The sequence below is a fragment of the Pseudoalteromonas sp. AS84 genome (genome assembly GCF_038900255.1).
Lineage (GTDB): Bacteria > Pseudomonadota > Gammaproteobacteria > Enterobacterales > Alteromonadaceae > Pseudoalteromonas.
Window position 1 is genome coordinate 73,987 of sequence record NZ_JBBMQY010000017.1, and the last position, 20,311, is coordinate 94,297.

Sequence of the window (20,311 nt, forward strand, 5' to 3'; positions counted from 1 at the left end):
ATTTGTAAAATACTATGAACCAAATCGTGTCAGGAACTTCATTCCCAGCTATTAAAGGAATGCAAGCAAAAACAGAATATTACATTGTAATGTGCCCACTAAAAAGGCTTAGTAAAATATTTACTTTAGATGAAGGTCAATTACCTGTAAATCAGCGTGCTCAACGAATAATAAACGAAGAGCGCATTCCTGATATCGCAAATTATATTTTAGATAGTAGAGATAATTATGTTTTTTCAGCACTTACCGCATGTATCGACGGTTTAAGTGAGTTTGTAGGTATTGGCGAATCAAAGCATGAGCAAAAAATTGGTACTTTAGTTATCGATGAAGATGCCGAAATCTATATTACCGATGGTCAACACCGTAATGCTGCAATCTTAGAGGCCTTGAAAGCAGACCCAACTCTTGCCGACGAAACTATTTCAGTCGTGTTTTTTACAAATAAATCACTAGAAGAACGACAACGTATTTTTAAAGATTTAAATTTATACCCAGTAAAAACTGATAGCTCTTTGAGTATCACCTACGACGATAAGCCAGATGCAATTCTTTCTAAAACTATAATATTTAGAAGTGAGCAATTCACAAAGCTTGTACACATGGAAAAAAGTAATTTAGGTCCACGCTCTAGAAAATTAATAAGTCATAGCGCTGTAAACAAAGCTAGCAAGTACTTACTAGGCACAATAACAAAAAATAATTATGAGTCTTTAATTCCAATAGCTTTTGAGTTTTGGCACGAAGTGCTTAAAAACATGCCTGCTTGGCAATTAATTTGCGACGATAAAGCGTCTGGTGGTGAGTTGCGTGACGAATCAATTCACGCACACGCAGTAACATTTCATGCCCTGGGTTTATTAGGATTTTACCTACTGAATAACGAGCCCAAATGGCAAAGTAAACTAAAAGGGCTTCAAAAAATAAATTGGAGCCGTAACAGCATAAATTGGTCTGGCCGCTGCGTCATAAATAACTCCATGACAAATAATCGAAAAGCAGCTGAGCTAACTTGTATACAGATTAAATCGCATTTAAACATTCCACTTACCGATAAAGAACAATTGGTAGAAAAAACATTTAAAGAGGCACGAAATGGCTACTGATAGCGTAGTACAGTTCCATTCTGCATTTAACCAAGATGGATTAAAAAATACTATAGAGCAAAGCATTAAACATATAAAAATGCTTTATCAAAGTGATTCTATTCCATGGGTAATTGGCTACAGTGGCGGCAAAGATTCAACTGCTATACTGCAGTTGATTTGGTATGCCCTACAAGAGCTAGCTCAAGAAGGTAAATGCGAAAAAAAAGTACATGTAATAAGCACCGATACTCTAGTAGAAAACCCAATTGTTGCTATGTGGGTAGGAAAGTCGCTAGAGCGAATGAAAGAACAAGCCGATGCACAAGGCTTGCCTATAGTTCCTCACCGCCTTACACCTGCGGTAAAAGACCGCTTTTGGGTTAACTTAATCGGTAAGGGTTACCCTGCTCCTCGTTACAAATTTAGATGGTGTACAGACCGCCTAAAAATATCGCCATCGAATACATTTATTCAAAACATGGCTGATAAAAATGGCGAAGCTATTTTAGTACTTGGTACGCGTAAAGCCGAAAGTACAGCACGTGCTGCAAGTATGGAGCGCTTTGAAAGCTCGACCACCAATACACGAAAAGCGCTTGGCTTGACCGAAAACGGTTCACTTGAGCGAGTTTGGGTTTATACACCTATTGCTAGCTGGAGTAACGATGATGTGTGGGTGTACTTAAATAGTGTAGATAACCCGTGGAATTTCCCAAATCACGATTTAATGGGCATGTATCAGGGTGCAACTGAAGGCGGTGAATGCCCGCTTGTAGTGGATAAATCGACACAAAGCTGTGGTGATAGCCGTTTTGGTTGTTACGTTTGTACAATGGTATCTGAAGATAAATCAATGAATGCCATGATTGCCAACGACGATGAAAAAGAGTGGATGTATCCACTTGTAGCGCTTCGTAACGAAATTGAAGTTAACGACTCTAACCGCGCTAAAAAAATTGAAAAACTAACACGAGATAAAGCTAATCGCGATTTCAGACGTATGAATGGCAATCTAACTGTGCATATATCTAAACATGGCGCCGATTTAGTACCAGGTCCTTACATACAAAAATTTAGAGAACACTTACTTGGCAAAGTTTTAGAAGCACAGCTAGCAGTGCAACAACTTGGGCCTGATGAAGTAAAAAACTTGGAGCTTTTACCATTAGAAGATCTTGAAGAAATACGCCGAATTTGGCTTGAAGAAAAGCACGAAGCTGAAGATAGCGTGCCTAAAATTTACCAAAATGTATTCAAAAAGCCTTACCCTGGCAAGCAACGCGCACACCATCCTATTCTTAATTTAGACGTACTTAGTAAATTAAAAGCGCATTGCCAAGAACAAGGCGACGAAGATGGTTTGTTATATCAACAAATGCGTGCGGTTATGAGTATTGCTAACAAACATAAAAACCAACTGCGTAGAGCAAAACTATCTGATGAGCTCACACAGAGTTTAGATAAAGGCGCATTTAACAATTTATTTGAAGCAAAACAGTTTGCACTTGAACGTGAACGTAACCGCTTACAAATACAACTGAGTAATTCTCCTAATTTAACTGAAGATGATAAAGCTGCAATTCAAGAAAAAATCATCATGGTAACTAAATCGATTAAAGAACAAGGCTACAGCTCACTGCTTATCGATTTTGAAGAGGTACACGATGATAATTAAACAACTTACCCTTGAGAACTTTGGTATTTATCAAGGGCGACACGAAGTCGATTTAACCACAGCAAAAGATAAACCTATTATTTTATTTGGTGGTTTAAACGGCGGTGGTAAAACAACTTTTTTAGATGCATTGCAACTCGTGCTTTATGGTAAACATGCAAAGTGTTCTAACCGTGGGCATCAGTCTTATAGCAGCTTTTTAAGTAGCACCAAAAATCGCTATGTTGGCGATCACGATACCGTTGAAATTTCACTTACTTTTACGCACACAACCGATACCACAACCAAAGAGTTTGTTGTTGTACGTAATTGGAAAACCAATACAAAAGACGTTAAAGACAAAGTAACGGTTTACTGTAATAAAGAAGAAGACAGCCACTTAAGCCAATACTGGGATGAGTTTGTAAATGAATTTATTCCACTTAGCCTGTCTGACTTATTCTTTTTTGATGGCGAGAAAATCGAAAACCTAGCACATCCAGACAGAAGCGCCGATTTAATAAAAACAGGTATTGAAAACTTACTTGGGCTAGACCTTCTTTCACAGCTGCATATTGATTTAAACAACGTTGAGCGCAAACGTAAAAGCGAGAACTTAGAAAGCAGCGTTATTGCCAAGGTTGAAGCGCTAGAGGCTGAAATTGGCGACCAATCAACACTTGTTTCAAATCTTAAAACAGAAATAGCAGTTATCGAAAAACGCGCGAGCGATACTAATTTAAACATTAATAAAGCCCGCCAAAAAGTACGCTCTGCAGGCGCTCATTTAATTGAAGAGCGCGACACTATAAAGTTTGAACTCGGCGCGATTGAAGAAAAGCTCAAAGCCAATTTAGCCGAGCGCGTAAAACTAGACGCAGGATGCGGTCCGCTTGGTTTAATACCTAATTTAATAACAAGTACAAAAGCACAAATAAAAAAAGAAGAGCAAGCAGTACAAGCTAATGTTGTTCAAAGTGCTATAGCGGAATACGAAACCACAATTATACAAACGCTAATAAACGAAAATGTGCCACAAAGCGCACTTAAAGCGCTTAACAGTAAAATGGCTACCTTAGCTCAAGAACGCCAAGAGCTAGCAAGTACAGCGTGCTACATTGGCAGTAACGCTGCCATTTTTAATAGCCTTGATGAAAAAATTACGCAAGATAAGTTAGAGCGTTCAAACTTACTAAAAGCTCGCGAAGAACTCCTAGAGCAGCAAGCATTGTTTGATAAAAAATTAGAGTCGATCCCTGATTACGAAACTGTGCAACATTTATTGAGTGAACTCGCAGGGCTTGAAGCCGAGCTAAAAAACGACTTTGTTTTAATTAAGCAAAAGAAGCAGTTGTTACAGCAGGCACAAGCGCGCGACGAAGTGCTAAACACTCGCTACGCAAACTTGCTAACTCAGCAAAGCAAAGATACGTTCGAGCAAAAGCGCTCAATTCAAGTGGCTGAACACATTGGTAAACTTAAAAATACCATGAAGTCATTTGCAGATGAGTTAATACGTGAAAATGTAACAGGGCTTGAAGAGCACATTGCCGCTAAGTTTTTTGACCTTTCCCGTAAAAACAACTTAATTACCGGCGTTAAAATTTGCCCAGATTCGTTCAAGCTTACGTTACTCGATACCAATAAAAACCCTATGTCGCCAAGTCGATTATCAGCTGGTGAAAGGCAGTTACTTGCTATCGCTATTTTATGGGGGCTTGCTGAAGCATCAGGCAAAGAAATTCCAACCGTGATCGATACGCCACTAGGGCGCTTAGACGGTAAACACCGTACTAAGCTTATTAATAACTACTTTCCTAAAGCGTCAAGCCAAGTGATTTTACTATCGACAGACGAAGAAATAACAGGGCAATACTACACGAAATTAAAGCCTGCTATTTGCCGTGAATATCACATTAGTTACAACGAGCAAGAACAAACCTCAACCTTTACTGAGGGATACTTTTAATGAATACCACACTCCATACAATTGACTCTATTAAGCTCTCTGAAAAACAAAAACAGCAACTCGTGCGCCTTAAAAGTAAAACAGGTATAGAGAACTGGAACGTACTGTGCCGCTGGGCGCTTTGTATGTCGCTCGCAGAAGATTCAATACCACCTGTTGAAGATATTTCATCAGACAGTAACGTAGAAATGAGCTGGAAGGTATTTGCTGGTGAATATGCTGATGTTTATTTAGCAGTGCTACGAGAAGCCTATCAAAAACAAAGTGCACACCTTGAAGGCGTGCACTTTAGTGATTTTGTTAAGTTGCATTTGAATAGGGGGATTAGTTTTTCACTAAAGTTTACCCAATTATAAATATAAAGGATTATAAATGAACGAAAGAAGCGATATTGAATTTCCAGTTTGGCGTAAAAAAGTTGACAACAGTTTCTTAAACGAAAAAGTTACACCTATTCCAAAGTGGCTGTGGTCAATATGGAAAATTGAAGATAAATTCCAGACTGTTAATACAATTAAAGATCAAACCTCTGAGGTAGACATTACTTTCGCCGGGAAGACTTATAAAGGCAATGTGTTTTTTTCTAGCAGAGCTAGCGGAAAGATGTGTCGTTTCTCTTTTGAACAGAAGCTACATTCCATTTTAAAAGAGCAATTTTTAATGTCCTACATGCGCTCTTTAGAAGGGAAAATAAGAAAAACTGTAGGTAGTAAATCAGATATTGAAAAAGAAATTCCATTTTGGGAGTTTTTAGATATTGAATTTAATGCCGAAAGTAAATTATTCAAATTTACATGTCACTATAATCAACAGCCTATATTCCCTGAATTATTTAAGCAGCTAGTTTCATCACCTGCAATCAAGGCTGTTGATGATTTTATGAATAAAAAAGAAGCAAATCGAATTTATAAACAAAACTGGAAGCCACGTTCTGAGTATAAAAACGAGGTTGGCGCTGAAAACGTTATCTACACACTGATAGATACAGAAAATAAATTAATTTATATTGGTGAAGCAAAAAAGCTCATTGCAAGATTTGACAGCAATAGCCACACGGTTATCCCAAAATGGAATTTCTACAAATATAATGTTTTACCGAAATCGCTTGAGGATTACAGATTAACACTAGAGAGGATGGCTATTAGAGACATGGCAAACTTTTTAGAAAATGAAGCTGACATCCCTAAAATAGAGATCTCAGCTTATAAGTTAGTAAATAGAAAGATTGATAAATAAGGAAACTTGCAAGTAAATGAATTAATCAAAGTGCATATATTTAAAGATATGCGCCTTGGTAATTCCGTAAAATTATATTCAAATAGATGAGTTAGCTTTCAGCTGACTAAAATTTTACTTTTAGAATAAGGACTCTATTTTATCTCGTACCTTATCTGTTTTTTTTCTTATTGCCTCATAATTGAACCCTCTTGGTGCTGTACGAGTAGTACTTGAAATAACACTAAAACCTACCTTTTTTATGAAAGGGTTACAATCAAAACTATTATGCAAGGACTTTTCTATAGCTTGTAGTTCTTTCTGCCCATTAATAAACTCATCTTCCAAAGTAAGTGATATGATTTTTATATGTTGAACTTTGTAATCAAATTCCGGGATCACTTTTTTTATAGCACCAACAAACGAGCCTTTTTTAGAAAAATGGTTGCTCCATCGCTCAAAAGGGAAGTCTTCAGTAATACCTATATACATAAAGTTTTCAAAAAAAAGACAATAAACCGTTGCCATCCCCTTTTTCCAAGTAACAGAAGAACTACATTTAATCATCTTTCAATATATCTTGATTGCTTAATGCCCATGTTTCTAATTGATGAGAAAAAACTTTTTTAAACTTTTCTAAGATGTTTTTTATAATAATTAACTCTTCCTCAGGTTTAATTTTATCATCTAGCCCTAAGTTAAAGTTTTTCAGTGTATTATTTTCAGCCGATGCTAAGGAATAAGCCATAGCCTCTAATGCTTGCCTTTCCCAAGAACTACTACCTAAATTAGCCATAATAAGATGATAGAAATCATGGTTTTTATTCACAATCGAAAATGAACCGTGGTCTATATCCAACCCTGCATCCCAGAACCTATTGCCTTTAACCTTAGATGAATAGACTATTCTTTTAAATACATCCGAATCATGTAAATCATCTTCACTGGAATTTTCATTTGCAGGAGCTTTAACTTTAGATTCAGATACTATCTTTTCTCGACGCGCATTAGCTTTTACAAGATCTATTGTCCCCGTATCGTCATCAGGATCTTCTTCACTGAAGCTTTCATTTCTTTCATTAAATTTACTTCCTTCAGGAGAGTTCTCATCGTTATCTGTTATAGACTTACACTTAGCGAAGACTTCTTTGTGAGTTGACTTCGGTATTTCTAATAATCTCTGCAATGTATTTAGAAATGACTCAGGTAAAACAAAGTGTTGCTTTGAAACATCTACATGCAATGCTTCATCGTGAGCTGTTTCAACCTCTATTTTAACTCTTAACCCCAAATAATCACGTCCAACAATACCGTCTAAGCTGTGCCCCCAGCTAATTAATCTCCCATTTCGATAAATAAATGCTCCTTTTCTATCTCTACCAACTTTATAACCTTTTAATCTTTTTCTATCTTCTGTATCTAAACTGCTAACTGATGACATTTTATCCTGGGGAAAAGTACATGCTTTTATAATTATTGGAGGTGTGTTTTCTGGTAGTTCTGGAAGCTTCACTTTTTCATTTAAAACTTTTATTGGTCTAGTTCCACAATATTTGTCATTTACAAATGAGCTAATAGAATCCCCCCAATGAAGAATATCTATTGGTTCTATCACTTTTAATTTATTAGAGTAATCTAAAAAGATATTTAAACCTTTTTTTAAGTAGTCAAAATATATGACTCCCATTTGTTCTTCTAACTTGTTTTTAGTTTTAGTTATTGAGTCATGATGCGGGACTGTATTTGTAATATGTACAACAGTTCCAGATTGATAATCATCTAATAAATTAGGAGAAAGCTGCTCTGAAGCATCACTAATTTCTCCTTTATAAACCCCAAAACCATCACTTTTGACCTTTTCACGGTCAAGTGTATAGGCCTTACTTAAAACTCCACTTTTTTTGCTGTAAACAATAATTTTTTGACCCAGCGATAATCCCGCAGATTTTAACCCGAACCCATATTTAGATAATGAGTTTTTTCCATATGTTACAGGAGAGCCTATAGTTAGACCCTTTTCAATATCGCGATTCGACATACCTTTACCATCGTCAATAATGGTATATGACAAGACATTATTTTTATTAGAAAGTGTTTTACCATCTTTTTTGTTCAGGACAATTTTTATATTTTTTGCTCTTGCAGTTACAGAATTGTCGCATATATCTAGAAGAGCCGGTGCGGGGCTGTAACCTATCTTCGATATTGCATCACAAACTCTGTCTTCTTCTATTTCTAATTTTATAAACTCTGACATAATATATTTCCTAAAACTTGATTTTTAAAAGTTAACTCTTGCACATTGAACCCTAACCAACTTACCCTCTGATTTAAGATAAGCATCCCCTTTACCATTAAGTACTTCTGCACCTTGTTCATCGAGAATCACACGGCTTTCCGTACCATTTTTAACTTGTAAAGCTAACTGCGCGGGAAGGTTAGATCGAAGATTTGTACTGATGACTTCAGCACTTGGTTTTTGAGTTGCGATAATCAAATGAACCCCTGCTGCGCGAGCTTTCTGGGCTAAACGTTTAAGTTCGGCTTCGATTTCCTTTTTCATTTCTTTATCTGATGTTAAATCTCCATATTCATCTAACACAAGTACCCACCAAGGAATTATATCTTCAGTACTAACTTTTTCGTTGTATTCAGGTAATGACCGTACCCCGACAGATCTGAATTTAGAGTATCTAGCTTGCATTTCATCTACAGCCTCTTTAAGTAACTTTAAAGCATCAATATCCTCAAATCCTATTTTCCCAATTAGGTGTTTACTATTTTCAAAAAAAGTAAGTTCAACACTTTTAGGGTCTACAAGCATTAGTTTCAATTCGGAGTTAGAATAATGTTGTGTAAGCCCATGAAGAATGGTGTTCAATGCTTCGGACTTTCCACTTCCTGTAGTACCTCCAATTAATAAGTGCGGACTATTGGATGACGAAAAGTTAATTTTGACAACACTGCCAAAGCGGTCTTCACCTAGCGGTACTTCAAGTGCATTTTGTGGGCGCTGCCAATTTGGCCAAATGTCGTTTTGGTCTACAAAGTAACGTTGCTCTTGGCTTTTTGGTACATCAATCGTAATACAGCCCTTATCTATACCAAAGCCTACATCTTGTTCTTGCTCAAGTTTTAACGCGAGCTTAAGTGATTGCGATTTGGCAAATACGCTTTCAGGCTTGTCACCTAAGTTTAACCCGACTCTAAATAAAATTGAGGCTGGGCCTTCAATGTAAGGTTCAACATTATCTGGTTTGAGTAACGTAATATTATGGCTGTAGTAGCAATCAATAATTTGCTGATAGATAGCGCTTAAATCGCTTTCACTCATTTTTTTACGCGCCGTTCCTGCAGCCACAACTAAGTTGTTTGTGCTTTCCTCTTTAACCTCTGTAGGGTTTGCTTGCTGTACACTTTTACTATCGTTCCTAGTTGGTGATACATCGTCTAATGCGGTAATTTTTGTACCTTGCGTTTTTGTAAGCTCAGTTTGCTCGTCAGCTTTGGCGTTTTGTTCAAGTACAACTTTTTGCGTTGTTGCGCTTTTAGTTAAAATATATTGCGCATCAATATGGTGTAATTTAGCGGGGGTTAAGTCGGCTAATAAATTCTGCATTGGGGTTTTAACCCAGTGAGATAAATTACCTGCTGGTAGCTCTATTTTGAGTATGTTGTGCACTTTTAAGAATGATGCTTTTGTAAAGTTATCATCTTCTACATTTACAAATAAGAACCCTGCAGGGTAATCTACAAGTTCTGCAAGTTCATAATCGCCCTGAAGCCACTGCGCACTGCGTTGCTCAATGCTATTGAAGTAACCCTCTTTATACACTTTATACAGCTTGTACTTATCAATTTGCATTAATACTTGGCGCATAAATAAACCACGATATAAATGCCCTGCGAGTGTTTGTTGCCCAAGAAGTGCTTCAAAGTATTGCTTGAGCTCTTTGGCTTGCTCAACACCTTTACTATGGGTTTGGCGCTTACCTGTTTTAACTTCAACAGGCAATAAAATCATTTGTTGGCCTTTAAAGCCTACAAATAAAATATCGTCTGAGATAACACCTTTTTTAAAGCCTTGCGCATGGCGCGATAAATCGCTATCAGCCATATTTAGGCCTAAGTTACCTGCCACTCGTATAACTTCCGCAATAGAAAGGGGTACCCACGTAATATCAGAGTCTGCGACTAAACAGTTAATGTATTTATAGGCACAGATAATGCCGCGCTTTTCTTTTCGCTCGTTGTCGTTTGCCGTTACAAGGTTTAACAACCATTCACCATTAAACGCATTAAACTCTTCGATAATACCGCCCTCGTCGTTTTCGAGCACTTTGTGGTATAGATCGGTTTGTTTAGTGACCGTTATTGCATCGTAATTAACTGAGTTTGTGTAGTTATCTGAATAATGAATAAGCACCATGTTTTTTTGACTTTCAAAAAACTCTAAGGTTACTTTAGGATCGATTATTGTGGTCCAGATTGAGTTCTCGTAAGAGCGCTCTAACAACGTTTTAAAGCTCTCAGTAACCACAAGTGCTTGAGATTTAGACTCGCTGTACTCTTCATGATGACGCTTTGCAGGCTTGATTAATCCACTATATTTAGCAACTAGCTTTAATTGTGGTGCACTATCGACGTCAATGCCTTTTAGGCCAAACGACGTGTAATAGCTGCCATTTTTATTTGATGCCGACTCACCTGGCATTAAGCCATGACAAACAACACCCGTTTCTTGTTTTAATAAATCAACGTCAGTCGCTTGTACACGTTCGTTATTTTTAAAAAACGACATATGTGCATAGTGCTGCTCTTTTTTGCCTTTTTCATGCTCAAATTTGCTGTAAGTTAAACGTGTTCTTAGTAAATCGATTATGCTATCAGCCTGCTCACGGGCAGCGCCTTTATTTAACTCACAGAGCTCTTTTAAGTCATCATAGCTTGCCATATCTGCAAACCTGTCAAACCATGTATAACACTGCGCTTCGTCGTATAAATTTACATGAATATTGGTAACTTTATTTTTTTTGAGCTTGATGTAGTCAATCAGGCCTAAAAATAGCTCTTTATTTTGCTGATTGTTCACAGAGTTAATAATCAGCGTTGTTTTACTACCGGCTACAAATAAATGTTTAAAGGCGGTGGTAAATTTGCCTACTTTATCTTTAACAAGCGTGCGTACAAAGTCATAACTACTTTCTTGTTGTGGCACAAGTTTGGACCAGAATACATTTTCTTTTTCGGCGTGATTATACGAAAAGTCATGCACAGGATCGTACACGAAGGGTAAAAGCCCTTGAGCAGTTAAGCGCTGAATAGTAACTGGTGGTAATTTTTTAAAACTACCTGTTGCCTCTTTATCTTTACTTAATACGCATGCCAAGTTGTAATTATAAGCAAGTACCAGTGGATGATATGGCGTAATATAAGTTTGCTCATCAAAATCTGCAAAGCCAATATTTACAAGTAGCTTATGCTGTTCCAAAAGTGGTGCATGATAGGGTATTTCATCAATAGCAGTTTGATAAGTTTCAACAACTTGAATAGCGAGCGCTCTAAGTTTTTCGCCCCAGCCCGATAAGCTCAACAACGATTTTGTATGTGTTAAATAATCAAATAAGTCACGAAAAGCAAAGTATAAATCAGCATAATGTGATTCTAAGTCTTGTAGTTTAATATCATTGCCATTAGCAAGCTTAGCTAGGGTTAAGCTATCGAGTAACTCAGCTTCGTTTTGCAATAACGTTAACCGCTTAGCTTTAGGTGCGACTTCTTTTCCGTCAATAAGTACTTTATTTTTACTACGGTTGAATTGCCCGAAGTATTCATCATTAAATAAATGATTAAAGCGCCCTTGATCTAACAATAAAGGTAATGACAAAGTATCGGTTGATACTTCCCCTTCAACATTAAATGTTAATTGGCTAATCGCACCTTGTACGGTGAAGTTTATTTCATCCGATTCAGTGGCTAGCTTTTTAAAATCAACAATGCCTACTGCATTTGAATCAAATACTTGGTTGTTTTCTGCCAGAACACTAGTGTTTGTTAAATCGCTTATTTGTAATGACTGCTCATCAGTTTGCAGCGTTAACCATTGTTTTGCAGGGTCAACTAAGTAAGTGTGCTTAAAGCCATCAATGTAAAAGTCATTTTTACTAATAACTAATACTTTAAAATTGTGAGTTTCTTTTGGTTTGTCGGTTTTAACACGAAAGATAAAATAGCGCGCTTGTCCGTCAAAACTACTTGTAAGTACTGCTCTACTTCTTATTCCGCCTGGGTTTTTAATTGTTATATCAACATTTGGCAGTTCTTTGCTTTGTTGAATTTTACAAAAGCTATCTTTTAACTTTTGGTTGATAAAGCAAAGCTCTAATTCGAATGTATGCTGCTCTGGTTCTAAAACTAATATTAAGTGACGCTCTCTGACGCCAGCTCCTTTTTCTGACTTTGCTTTTGCAAGTAGTTCAATGTAAGGCGCTTTTTCGCTTTCAAGCTCTAACAAATTAGTTCTGTTTTTTTGCTGTTCTGTAAAGCATTCACCTATATCGAGGGTTTCTTTATACTTTTCTACATTCCCCTCAGGAAAATGCTCTTTTATAAACTTTTCGCTAAAGTCTAAGGTAGCTAGTTTGTCTTGTAGTTCGTTTGGAAAATGATGAGTGATAAAATCGAGTTTATCGCTTAGCTCTTTATTTTCTTTTAAACGCAAGCTGATTTGATCACCTTCCCAACCCTCTTGTGAAAGCTGGTCATCTTTTAACAAGCCAAGTTCATGAAACTGTAAGTCACCATCAGCAATTGCATAGTAGAGCTTTTCAAAGCCAAACATAGTGGCTTCGTCTTCAACTATTTCATCAAAGTGATAATCGAGTAAACATTCAGAAACTTTAGCTTTTTCATCAGTTTGATCTATTTCTTTATGTAGCAGTAGCTTGATATTTTTTGGGTCCCAAACAACGCCAGGCTGAGCAACATCTTCAGTAGAGTTTTTTAATGTATCGAGCATAGAGTTATGAATGATTAATAAGGCAGTGCCTTTTGTTTCACCTTCCATAGCTGAAACAACATCACGTAAATGCGCTATGTAGTTTTCTGTAAAGTTTTCACCTTCGTATACCGGTATTAACTCAACATCACCGTACTGCACTGTTTTTAGCTCAATACCTTTTACAGTTACGCTATTGTCTGCAATTTTCATAAAGGCTTGATAAAGAGCATATCCTTTATCACTATCAGGACTTGTGAACTGATAACGAAAACCAACTTTTAATTCTTCAGCAGCCCAAACATTGAAGTGGCTAACTAAAAAGTCTTCAAACTGTTTTTCTAACATATACTGCATCTCCGCTATCACTCATTCGTTCTACGTTACCCATTCGCTCATAAAAATCGATTAAAGATTGCTGGCTTTGTTTATCAAAAAAAACACCTCTTGCTTCAAATTCTTTAATGATTTCGTGAAAACGTAATTTGTCGCGCTCACCGATAGCAAGGTTGGTGAGTAGTACTATGTAATCTTGGTTAAACGTTAGCACTTGACCTGCGCGTCCTCTTCGCTGAATAAATGGTTCTAAAATATTACTCAACGTGCCTTTAACTACAGTGTCGTTATATTCAGTTAAGCGCCCTTTTTTATTGTCGAACTGAGCATGAGATAGGCTAAGTAATTGCTGTAATACTTCTTTTTTATCGCTTGCGTCTACCCAATTTTGGTCGGTGTTGTACCATTTGCGTTGCATGCGGTCTTCTACAAAATCACGACCAAATTGATTCAACTTAGTAACATCGTTTTCGCTAATAGATTCAAATAGCTGCCAAAGGGGCTTAACTTCACCTTTGACTTGTATCGCCTCATTCATAAACAAATAAGGGAACAGGTATTCTAGGTATTCATGTAGCTGGCTATAACCAAAGTTTTTAACTTGTGAGCGTTCATCACTGGCTTTTTCATTATCAATAATAAAAAAACAAGGCTTGCTTGAAGGGGCACCATGAGTCCAATTTTTTATATTCAACGCCATTTGCGAAATATATAAAAAGCCATATAAGCGAATAACAGAATTAAAGTTGTTGAGTAAGTAGTGAGGTCTTTTATTTAAAAACTCTAAGTCTTTTTTAAATAATTCACTTAGAAACGGCAAATAGGCAGACTCTGTTTTGAGCGTTGTTTTTGACTTTCCTGATACATAAAAACTATCAAATTCAGCTTTTATTTCTTTTTCTAAAAAATTTAAATCATTTACTGAGGAGCTATCGAGTGTTAAACCATTTAATAAACCAACAAACATATCACCCATTTTTTTACTGTTTGTGTCTACTTCATCTTTAAGCGCTTTAAAAATGAGTAGCTCTGGGGATATTTTGAATAGCTGCTCATTATCAAAATACATTTTTTCAAGTACAGACCAAAATTCTGGCTCATCTAACTTTGTTGAAAAACGCTTTTCACATAACTCTTTAAAATTATCTATATCGCCATTTACTAATGACTTTGCGTATAGGATATGTACGAAATAACCTAGTACGGTATCCCAGCAGAACTTATAATGTTTGTCTTTTGTTCTTAAAGGTAAAAATGTATTAAATGCATTGTTGTTTGGTGGTGTTAAAGTTTCTTTAATCATTTTATAGCCCACTCACTTCAAACTCTTCATCATCAATATTTTTGATAGTGAAGTGTTTATTTTCCTTAATGATATGCAACGTTGAAACTTGATTTGCCACTTGTGCAATTTCATCTATCAATTCATCTAAGAGTACAACGGTATTTTTATCGTGTTTATTAGGTCGGTAACCATCGGCAATTCTTTTCATCAACCGTAATAAGTTAATGTTTACTGGGATTGTTAAAGAGTGTTCCTGCACTTTAATAAAAGCAGTAAAACTTGCAGATGACTTTGGTAAGAAGTTTGCAATACTCTTTAAATCTGCCTTGATTTCTAGCTCTGAAACTAGTTGAAAGCCGTTTAGCTCAGATATTAAATAATGACTTTTATCTAAATTAGGCGCGTTGCGGTTATTGTATTTTCGTATAGCGGTGCGAAGCGTATTGTTGTAAAAATCTTTAATCTGTTTTTTATGCTCTGGGCTATTGTCAAAATCTCTGTGTAGTTGATAGACGTTTATGTATTGTTCTATAAGGGCTTCATTGAAATCTTGTTCGAATTTAACATGATAATCATTAGAGAAATGACCTCCTTTAAGAATGTAAAATAAACGCAAGTAAGAAAGACTGCTTTCTAGCATCTCTATTCCTAAGCTTTTTAAAGACTCTTTGAATTCAGTAAACTCTTGATCTGGTAGATGTAGATCATTAGCTAATATAAAACGATCTATTTTTTTTGTTCTTGAATGCGCAGGGTCGAACTCAATTATTTTATTTGCCAGCTCATTATCGCCACCTGAAAAAAGGTTATCGAAAAGGTAACCAGGTCCAGCTAATAGCATGAAAATAAAATCGAGTAATGCTCGAGCAGTTAAGAATTGATCTCGCATTAAGCGAGCTTTAAACAGTAATTCAATTATTGTTTTTTGTACTTCGGGGATGCTCAAGAGTGCGTAATTAGCTTGAAGCCTTTTACTAACTTGACTCGTTTGTTCTAATTTTTCTTTGTCGAAAATCTGACGAATAATATTATTATCATTTGCGGTTAGTTTTTGAAGTAATTTCTGCGCAAATTCAGAAGTATAACCCTCTTTATCTATAAAAAATTTAGGGTAATCTTCAAAGTTTATAAAAGTTATATCTTCAGTTGAGGTATTATTTGATAGGTAATTATTTATTACACGTTTAAATTTTTCGTTTGAGCCTTCTTCAGCATAATTTCCTAGCATACCGGTGTTAATACCAACGATAAGTGGCATAGTATCTGATTCAAATTGGTTAAACACTTTATCTAAAGTTTGAATTGCATTTTCGCGAGGATCGAAGCTATGTGTTGCATCTAAGTGAAAGTGAGCTCGATTGCTAAATCGTTTTTTACAATCGGTCAGTATCTCGGATTTACCATCACCGCTACTACCACATAAAAATAATACTTCCGGCTTGCTTGACGAAAAGCTCGATATCTTCTTTTCTACATCAACCGCTATTGGCATTTTGATGTACAAATATTCTTTTACATCATCCAGCTGACTTTTATTTTTACTGTCGCGTTCTGTTGATACAGCATAAGGAGATGACTTTGATAAAACGCTGAGGGCTTCTTTCAACCGCATAATAGTATTTCCATAAGGAACGGCTCAATAATACCGGTCCTTGGTTTATCAGTTTATAACCAACTTTCGTTAAGTTAGTATTCATTTAGAAACAATCTACATGATTGCTTTTAAAAAATATAGGCTTATTAGTGATATAGCCAATAAAAACTACGCCATTATCATTAAATACTTATCTACTATTACTGTTGTGTAACTTTTGCTTTTAATTTTCAAACGCTAACTACAAGCTATTGATATATATTTAAAAACATAATTTAAAACTTCGGCAACCTCACTTGAGCAGTAAACGCGCATACAATACAAACACCCTTCTATAAACACCTACATACTAGGCATTCTCATAATTACGGATGGTTTTTACATCTTTAAACAATCCCGCGCCGCTAAAATACAAAAGCTGGTTTATACTGTTGTAATAATAAGCAAAAATAATAACTATGAGGCGCAATGAATAAATTAATTACCGTATTTTTATGTTTGCTGTTTACGGCTCCGTTTAATGTATTTGCTTGTGAGAGAACCTTTAGCGTGGCATCGCACGATGCTTTTTGGCCGCCTTATGTAATGGGTATTAACGGTAAGCTGCAAGGCTCGGAGGTTGATGCGCTTAACATTATATTTGCTGACTCCCCTTTTTGTTTTGAAGTTAAGTTACTGCCTAATTCTAAGCGGGCTTTTATTGAGCTTAAATACGGCCGTATTGATTTAGGATGGGCTGCAAGTTATACCGATAAACGCGCTAAATATGTGCACTTTAGTGATACCTACCGAACTGAAGTTATGCGTTTGTACGAAAATACAAACAATCAGCATAACGTTAAAAACCTCGAAGATATTTTTAAACAAGGCCTTACCGTGGGCGCTAACTTTGGGAGCTACTACGGCGAAGAGTTTGAGCAATATAAAACTAAATATAAAAAGCAGATTGAATACACTAGTGCAACTAGTAAGCGCTTTGAAATGCTTAATAAGCAACGTATTGATTTTGCTATTGAAGACGAATTAGTAGGTGCTCACTTTGGTGAAAAAAGCACTAACATAAAATTAGTAACCAGTATTGAGTATGTAAACAAGGACGACATTTACTTAATGTTTAGCAAAAATACGGTGTCGGTTACTGAGCTTGCGGTAATTAATGAATATATAAATAAAAATAAAACAGCACTTAAAGTGTTGTTTGAACACTAATTTAAGGAGTGTAATGAAAACTTTATTTTTAGCGTTTACTACACTGTTATTTACTCAATTTAATGCCTTAGCATGTACAAAAACATTGGTGATGGGCACTAACGAAACCAATTGGCCGCCTTATCTTGTTAAACAAGGTGATACATTTTTAGGCGCAGAAGTGGATGCTGCAGACGCTATTTTTAAAGATTCAAAATTTTGTATTAAATGGACTTATTTTCCGAGTTTTTCACGTGTTCAAGCTGAGCTTAAAAATGGCCGAGTAGATATAACCTACGCGGCAAGTTATACAGAACAACGCGCTCAATATGCGCATTTTAGTTTGCCTTACCGCGACGAGGTTATGCGGCTTTATAAACATAAAGATTCGCCTGATGTAACAAGCTTAGCTGAGCTTTTTAGTAAAAAGTTTACAGCGGGTATTAACCGGGGGAGCTTTTTTGGTAACGAGCTTGAACAGTTAAAAACTAAGTATCCAACACAGGTGGTGCTTACTGCTCAAGCAAATAATCGATTTAGTATGTTAGATAAAAAACGAATTGACTATGTTATTGAAGACTCTGCTGTTGCGCAGTACTTTGTAAAAAAACACCCCTCAATTACGCAGGTAAAGTCTATTACACCGATTAACGTTAACAACGTGCATTTTATGCTAAGTAAAGAGTCGCTAACTCTTGATGACGTGGCGACTGTTAATCAACTAATTATCAAAAATGCGGCCGCTATAAAGTTAATTTATCAGCCTGTGCATTAAAGCATGGGCAATAACGTGGCTATTTGGCTACAACACTTATTTAATGTTATTGACGATAGTGGTTATTTATATTCCTGTTATAGGTAAACCTAACGCCACTTATGCTAAAAATAGTGACTTAAAATTGAGAATTGCCGTTATTTTCGCTTGGTTATAAATTAGCTACCTTTTATCTTTCATTCGTTGTGGCTGATCTGTATAATTCGCCAGCTAATTTACCCTATTGTCTGGTTCTTGTTTGTGGCGTTTTGCTGCAGCGTACTCCTGTCAGTACTAATCTAGGATTACCCTTTTTGATCTCCACCGCAAATATTACGATGCAGTTTGGCGCAGAGCCGTTGTTTGAAAACATTTCAGCTAAATTTGGTAACGGTAACCGTTACGGTTTAATTGGCGCTAACGGCTGCGGCAAGTCGACTTTCATGAAAATTTTAAGCGGTGCGCTTGTTCCAAGTGCGGGTAATGTATCTATTACTCCAGGGTTAAAAGTAGGTAACCTAAGCCAAGACCAGTTTGCTTTTGAGCAATACAGCGTTGTAGACGCGGTAATTATGGGCGACGTGGAGCTTTGGAAAGTAAAGCAAGAGCGCGAACGTATTTACTCGTTACCAGAAATGAGCGAAGACGACGGCATGAAAGTAGCCGATCTTGAAAGCGTATTTGCTGAAATGGACGGTTACACGGCAGAAAGCCGCGCTGAAGAAATTTTGCTTGAAGCGGGTATCGATAAAGAATTTCATTACGGTTTAATGGCAAACGTAGCGCCAGGTTGGAAACTACGTGTGCTTTTAGCACAAGCGTTGTTTGCAAATCCTGACATTTTACTACTTGATGAGCCTACCAATAACTTGGACATTCATACAATTACGTGGCTTGCTAACGAGCTTAACAAACGTAAATGTACGATGATTATTATTTCGCATGACCGTCACTTTTTAAACTCGGTATGTACGCATATGGCCGACATTGATTATGGCGAATTACGTATTTACCCTGGTAACTACGAGAAGTTTTTAGAAGCTGCGGGCTTACAACGCGAGCAACTTTTAGCTGAAAACGCTAAAAAGAGCGCTGAAATTGACGAGCTACAAGACTTTGTTAACCGTTTTGGTGCTAACGCTTCAAAAGCTAAACAAGCGAGTTCGCGCGCTAAAAAAATGGATAAAATTAAGCTCGATGAAGTTAAATCTTCAAGCCGTATGAGCCCATCACTTTCGTTTGACGAAGGTAAAAAAATGTATCGTCAAGCGCTTGAAGTTAATAAGCTTGGCCATGGTTTTGATGGCGAAACATTATTTACTGGTGGCGACTTACTACTAGAAGCTGGCGCTAAGCTTGCTGTAATTGGCGAAAATGGTGTGGGTAAAACAACATTTTTACGCTGTTTAGTAGACGAGCTTAAAAGTAATGAAGGCGAAATTAAATGGTCTGAAAATGCGACCTTTGGTTATTGCCCGCAAGACAGCACAAAAGATTTTGATAACGATTTAACGTTGTTTGATTGGATGTCGCAATGGCGTACAGCTAAGCATAACGATTTAATGGTACGCGGCATGTTAGGCCGTTTGTTGTTTACAGCAGACGATTCAAACAAAAAAGCGCGTAACTGTTCTGGTGGTGAAAAAAATCGCCTGTTATTTGGTAAGTTAATGATGCAAGACGTTAACGTGCTTGTAATGGACGAACCAACTAACCACATGGATATGGAAGCTATTGAAGCGCTTAACAATGCGCTTAAAGACTTTGAAGGTACGCTTATTTTTGTAAGCCATGACCGTGAGTTTGTATCGTCATTAGCTACGCGTATCATTGATATTAAAGATAAAAAAGTAATCGACTTCCAAGGTACGTTTGACGAATACCTAGCAAGTTGTGAAGAGAAAAAAGCGTAAACTTTTTTCTAATTGCTTATAAAAACGGTGCTAAATTTAGCGCCGTTTTTTTATGTGTAGTGAATAGTTAAATTTTTAGAGGTCATAACCCCTGTAGACGCGCTGCTTGCTGGCTTTTAAAAGCAACGCTTTTACAAAACTATTAAACCACACATGTATTTACTCCTACTCTTATATACAAAGTAATTAGAAGCTGCGCTTCTCGCGTGAGCAAGCTCTACGCCTACCGTGAAACTTAACGCTGTGGTTTGATTTAACTTGTAGACGCGCAGCTTGCTGGCGTTTAAAAGCAACGCTTTTACAATAGGTGATTGAGCA

13 protein-coding genes are annotated in these 20,311 nt (G+C 36.6%); 8 read left to right on the plus strand and 5 right to left on the minus strand.

What is annotated here, in order from left to right; all coding sequences use genetic code 11:
• Positions 1–14 precede the first annotated feature (14 nt).
• The 5 genes from dndB to WNY79_RS15905 are packed head-to-tail and all read left to right on the plus strand — an operon-like array spanning position 15 to position 5,947.
• A complete protein-coding gene (gene dndB, locus WNY79_RS15885; RefSeq protein ID WP_182672700.1) occupies positions 15–1,106 on the plus strand; it encodes a DNA sulfur modification protein DndB in 1,092 nt (363 codons plus the stop codon).
• Complete coding sequence (gene dndC / locus WNY79_RS15890) at positions 1,096–2,763, plus strand: DNA phosphorothioation system sulfurtransferase DndC (RefSeq protein ID WP_342876358.1); 1,668 nt, start codon at positions 1,096–1,098, stop codon at positions 2,761–2,763. Before dndB ends, dndC begins: the two co-directional genes overlap by 11 nt.
• Positions 2,753–4,711, plus strand: a complete 1,959-nt coding sequence (gene dndD, locus WNY79_RS15895; protein ID WP_342876359.1) for a DNA sulfur modification protein DndD — start codon at positions 2,753–2,755, stop codon at positions 4,709–4,711. Before dndC ends, dndD begins: the two co-directional genes overlap by 11 nt.
• Positions 4,711–5,067 (plus strand): DNA sulfur modification protein DndE, encoded by a 357-nt coding sequence (gene dndE, locus WNY79_RS15900; protein ID WP_342876360.1) that lies wholly within the window; start codon positions 4,711–4,713, stop codon positions 5,065–5,067. Before dndD ends, dndE begins: the two co-directional genes overlap by 1 nt.
• Positions 5,068–5,083: 16 nt before the next feature.
• A complete protein-coding gene (locus WNY79_RS15905) occupies positions 5,084–5,947 on the plus strand; it encodes a hypothetical protein (protein WP_342876361.1) in 864 nt (287 codons plus the stop codon).
• Positions 5,948–6,067: 120 nt separating this feature from the next.
• On the opposite strand, the gene WNY79_RS15910 is transcribed toward WNY79_RS15905, so the two are convergent.
• From WNY79_RS15910 to dptF, 5 genes are read right to left on the minus strand one after another with little or no spacing between them, the layout of a single operon-like run.
• On the minus strand, positions 6,068–6,454 hold the full coding sequence (locus tag WNY79_RS15910) for a GIY-YIG nuclease family protein (protein WP_011329733.1): 387 nt from the start codon (positions 6,452–6,454) through the stop codon (positions 6,068–6,070).
• Positions 6,455–6,485: 31 nt separating this feature from the next.
• A complete protein-coding gene (locus WNY79_RS15915; RefSeq protein WP_342876362.1) occupies positions 6,486–8,183 on the minus strand; it encodes an ATP-binding protein in 1,698 nt (565 codons plus the stop codon).
• A 24-nt stretch (positions 8,184–8,207) separates the two neighbouring features.
• Complete coding sequence (gene dptH, locus WNY79_RS15920) at positions 8,208–13,271, minus strand: DNA phosphorothioation-dependent restriction protein DptH (protein ID WP_342876363.1); 5,064 nt, start codon at positions 13,269–13,271, stop codon at positions 8,208–8,210.
• Positions 13,252–14,562, minus strand: coding sequence for a DNA phosphorothioation-dependent restriction protein DptG (gene dptG, locus WNY79_RS15925; RefSeq protein ID WP_342876364.1), 1,311 nt, complete (start codon positions 14,560–14,562; stop codon positions 13,252–13,254). Before dptG ends, dptH begins: the two co-directional genes overlap by 20 nt.
• Position 14,563: 1 nt before the next feature.
• Positions 14,564–16,156 carry a DNA phosphorothioation-dependent restriction protein DptF gene (dptF, locus tag WNY79_RS15930; RefSeq protein WP_342876365.1) on the minus strand — a complete coding sequence of 531 codons (1,593 nt, stop codon included), beginning with the start codon at positions 16,154–16,156 and terminating at the stop codon, positions 14,564–14,566.
• Positions 16,157–16,606: 450 nt separating this feature from the next.
• On the opposite strand from dptF, the gene WNY79_RS15935 reads away from it, so the two are divergent.
• The 3 genes from WNY79_RS15935 (at position 16,607) to WNY79_RS15945 (ending at position 19,993) form a co-directional block, all read left to right on the plus strand.
• Positions 16,607–17,347: an ABC transporter substrate-binding protein gene (locus WNY79_RS15935; protein ID WP_076924942.1), complete on the plus strand. Its 741-nt coding sequence runs from the start codon at positions 16,607–16,609 to the stop codon at positions 17,345–17,347.
• Positions 17,348–17,360: 13 nt separating this feature from the next.
• Positions 17,361–18,101, plus strand: coding sequence for a transporter substrate-binding domain-containing protein (locus WNY79_RS15940; RefSeq protein WP_342876366.1), 741 nt, complete (start codon positions 17,361–17,363; stop codon positions 18,099–18,101).
• A gap of 293 nt (positions 18,102–18,394) precedes the next feature.
• Positions 18,395–19,993 (plus strand): ABC-F family ATPase, encoded by a 1,599-nt coding sequence (locus WNY79_RS15945; RefSeq protein ID WP_076915768.1) that lies wholly within the window; start codon positions 18,395–18,397, stop codon positions 19,991–19,993.
• Positions 19,994–20,311: the final 318 nt, after the last annotated feature.

Coding starts and splice junctions, on each gene's coding strand:
- dndB (WP_182672700.1), top strand. CDS start 15: ATGAACCAAATCGTGTCAGGAACTTCATTCCCAGCTATTAAAGGAATG.
- dndC (WP_342876358.1), top strand. CDS start 1,096: ATGGCTACTGATAGCGTAGTACAGTTCCATTCTGCATTTAACCAAGAT.
- dndD (WP_342876359.1), top strand. CDS start 2,753: ATGATAATTAAACAACTTACCCTTGAGAACTTTGGTATTTATCAAGGG.
- dndE (WP_342876360.1), top strand. CDS start 4,711: ATGAATACCACACTCCATACAATTGACTCTATTAAGCTCTCTGAAAAA.
- WNY79_RS15905 (WP_342876361.1), top strand. CDS start 5,084: ATGAACGAAAGAAGCGATATTGAATTTCCAGTTTGGCGTAAAAAAGTT.
- WNY79_RS15910 (WP_011329733.1), bottom strand. CDS start 6,454: ATGGCAACGGTTTATTGTCTTTTTTTTGAAAACTTTATGTATATAGGT.
- WNY79_RS15915 (WP_342876362.1), bottom strand. CDS start 8,183: ATGTCAGAGTTTATAAAATTAGAAATAGAAGAAGACAGAGTTTGTGAT.
- dptH (WP_342876363.1), bottom strand. CDS start 13,271: ATGTTAGAAAAACAGTTTGAAGACTTTTTAGTTAGCCACTTCAATGTT.
- dptG (WP_342876364.1), bottom strand. CDS start 14,562: ATGATTAAAGAAACTTTAACACCACCAAACAACAATGCATTTAATACA.
- dptF (WP_342876365.1), bottom strand. CDS start 16,156: ATGCGGTTGAAAGAAGCCCTCAGCGTTTTATCAAAGTCATCTCCTTAT.
- WNY79_RS15935 (WP_076924942.1), top strand. CDS start 16,607: ATGAATAAATTAATTACCGTATTTTTATGTTTGCTGTTTACGGCTCCG.
- WNY79_RS15940 (WP_342876366.1), top strand. CDS start 17,361: ATGAAAACTTTATTTTTAGCGTTTACTACACTGTTATTTACTCAATTT.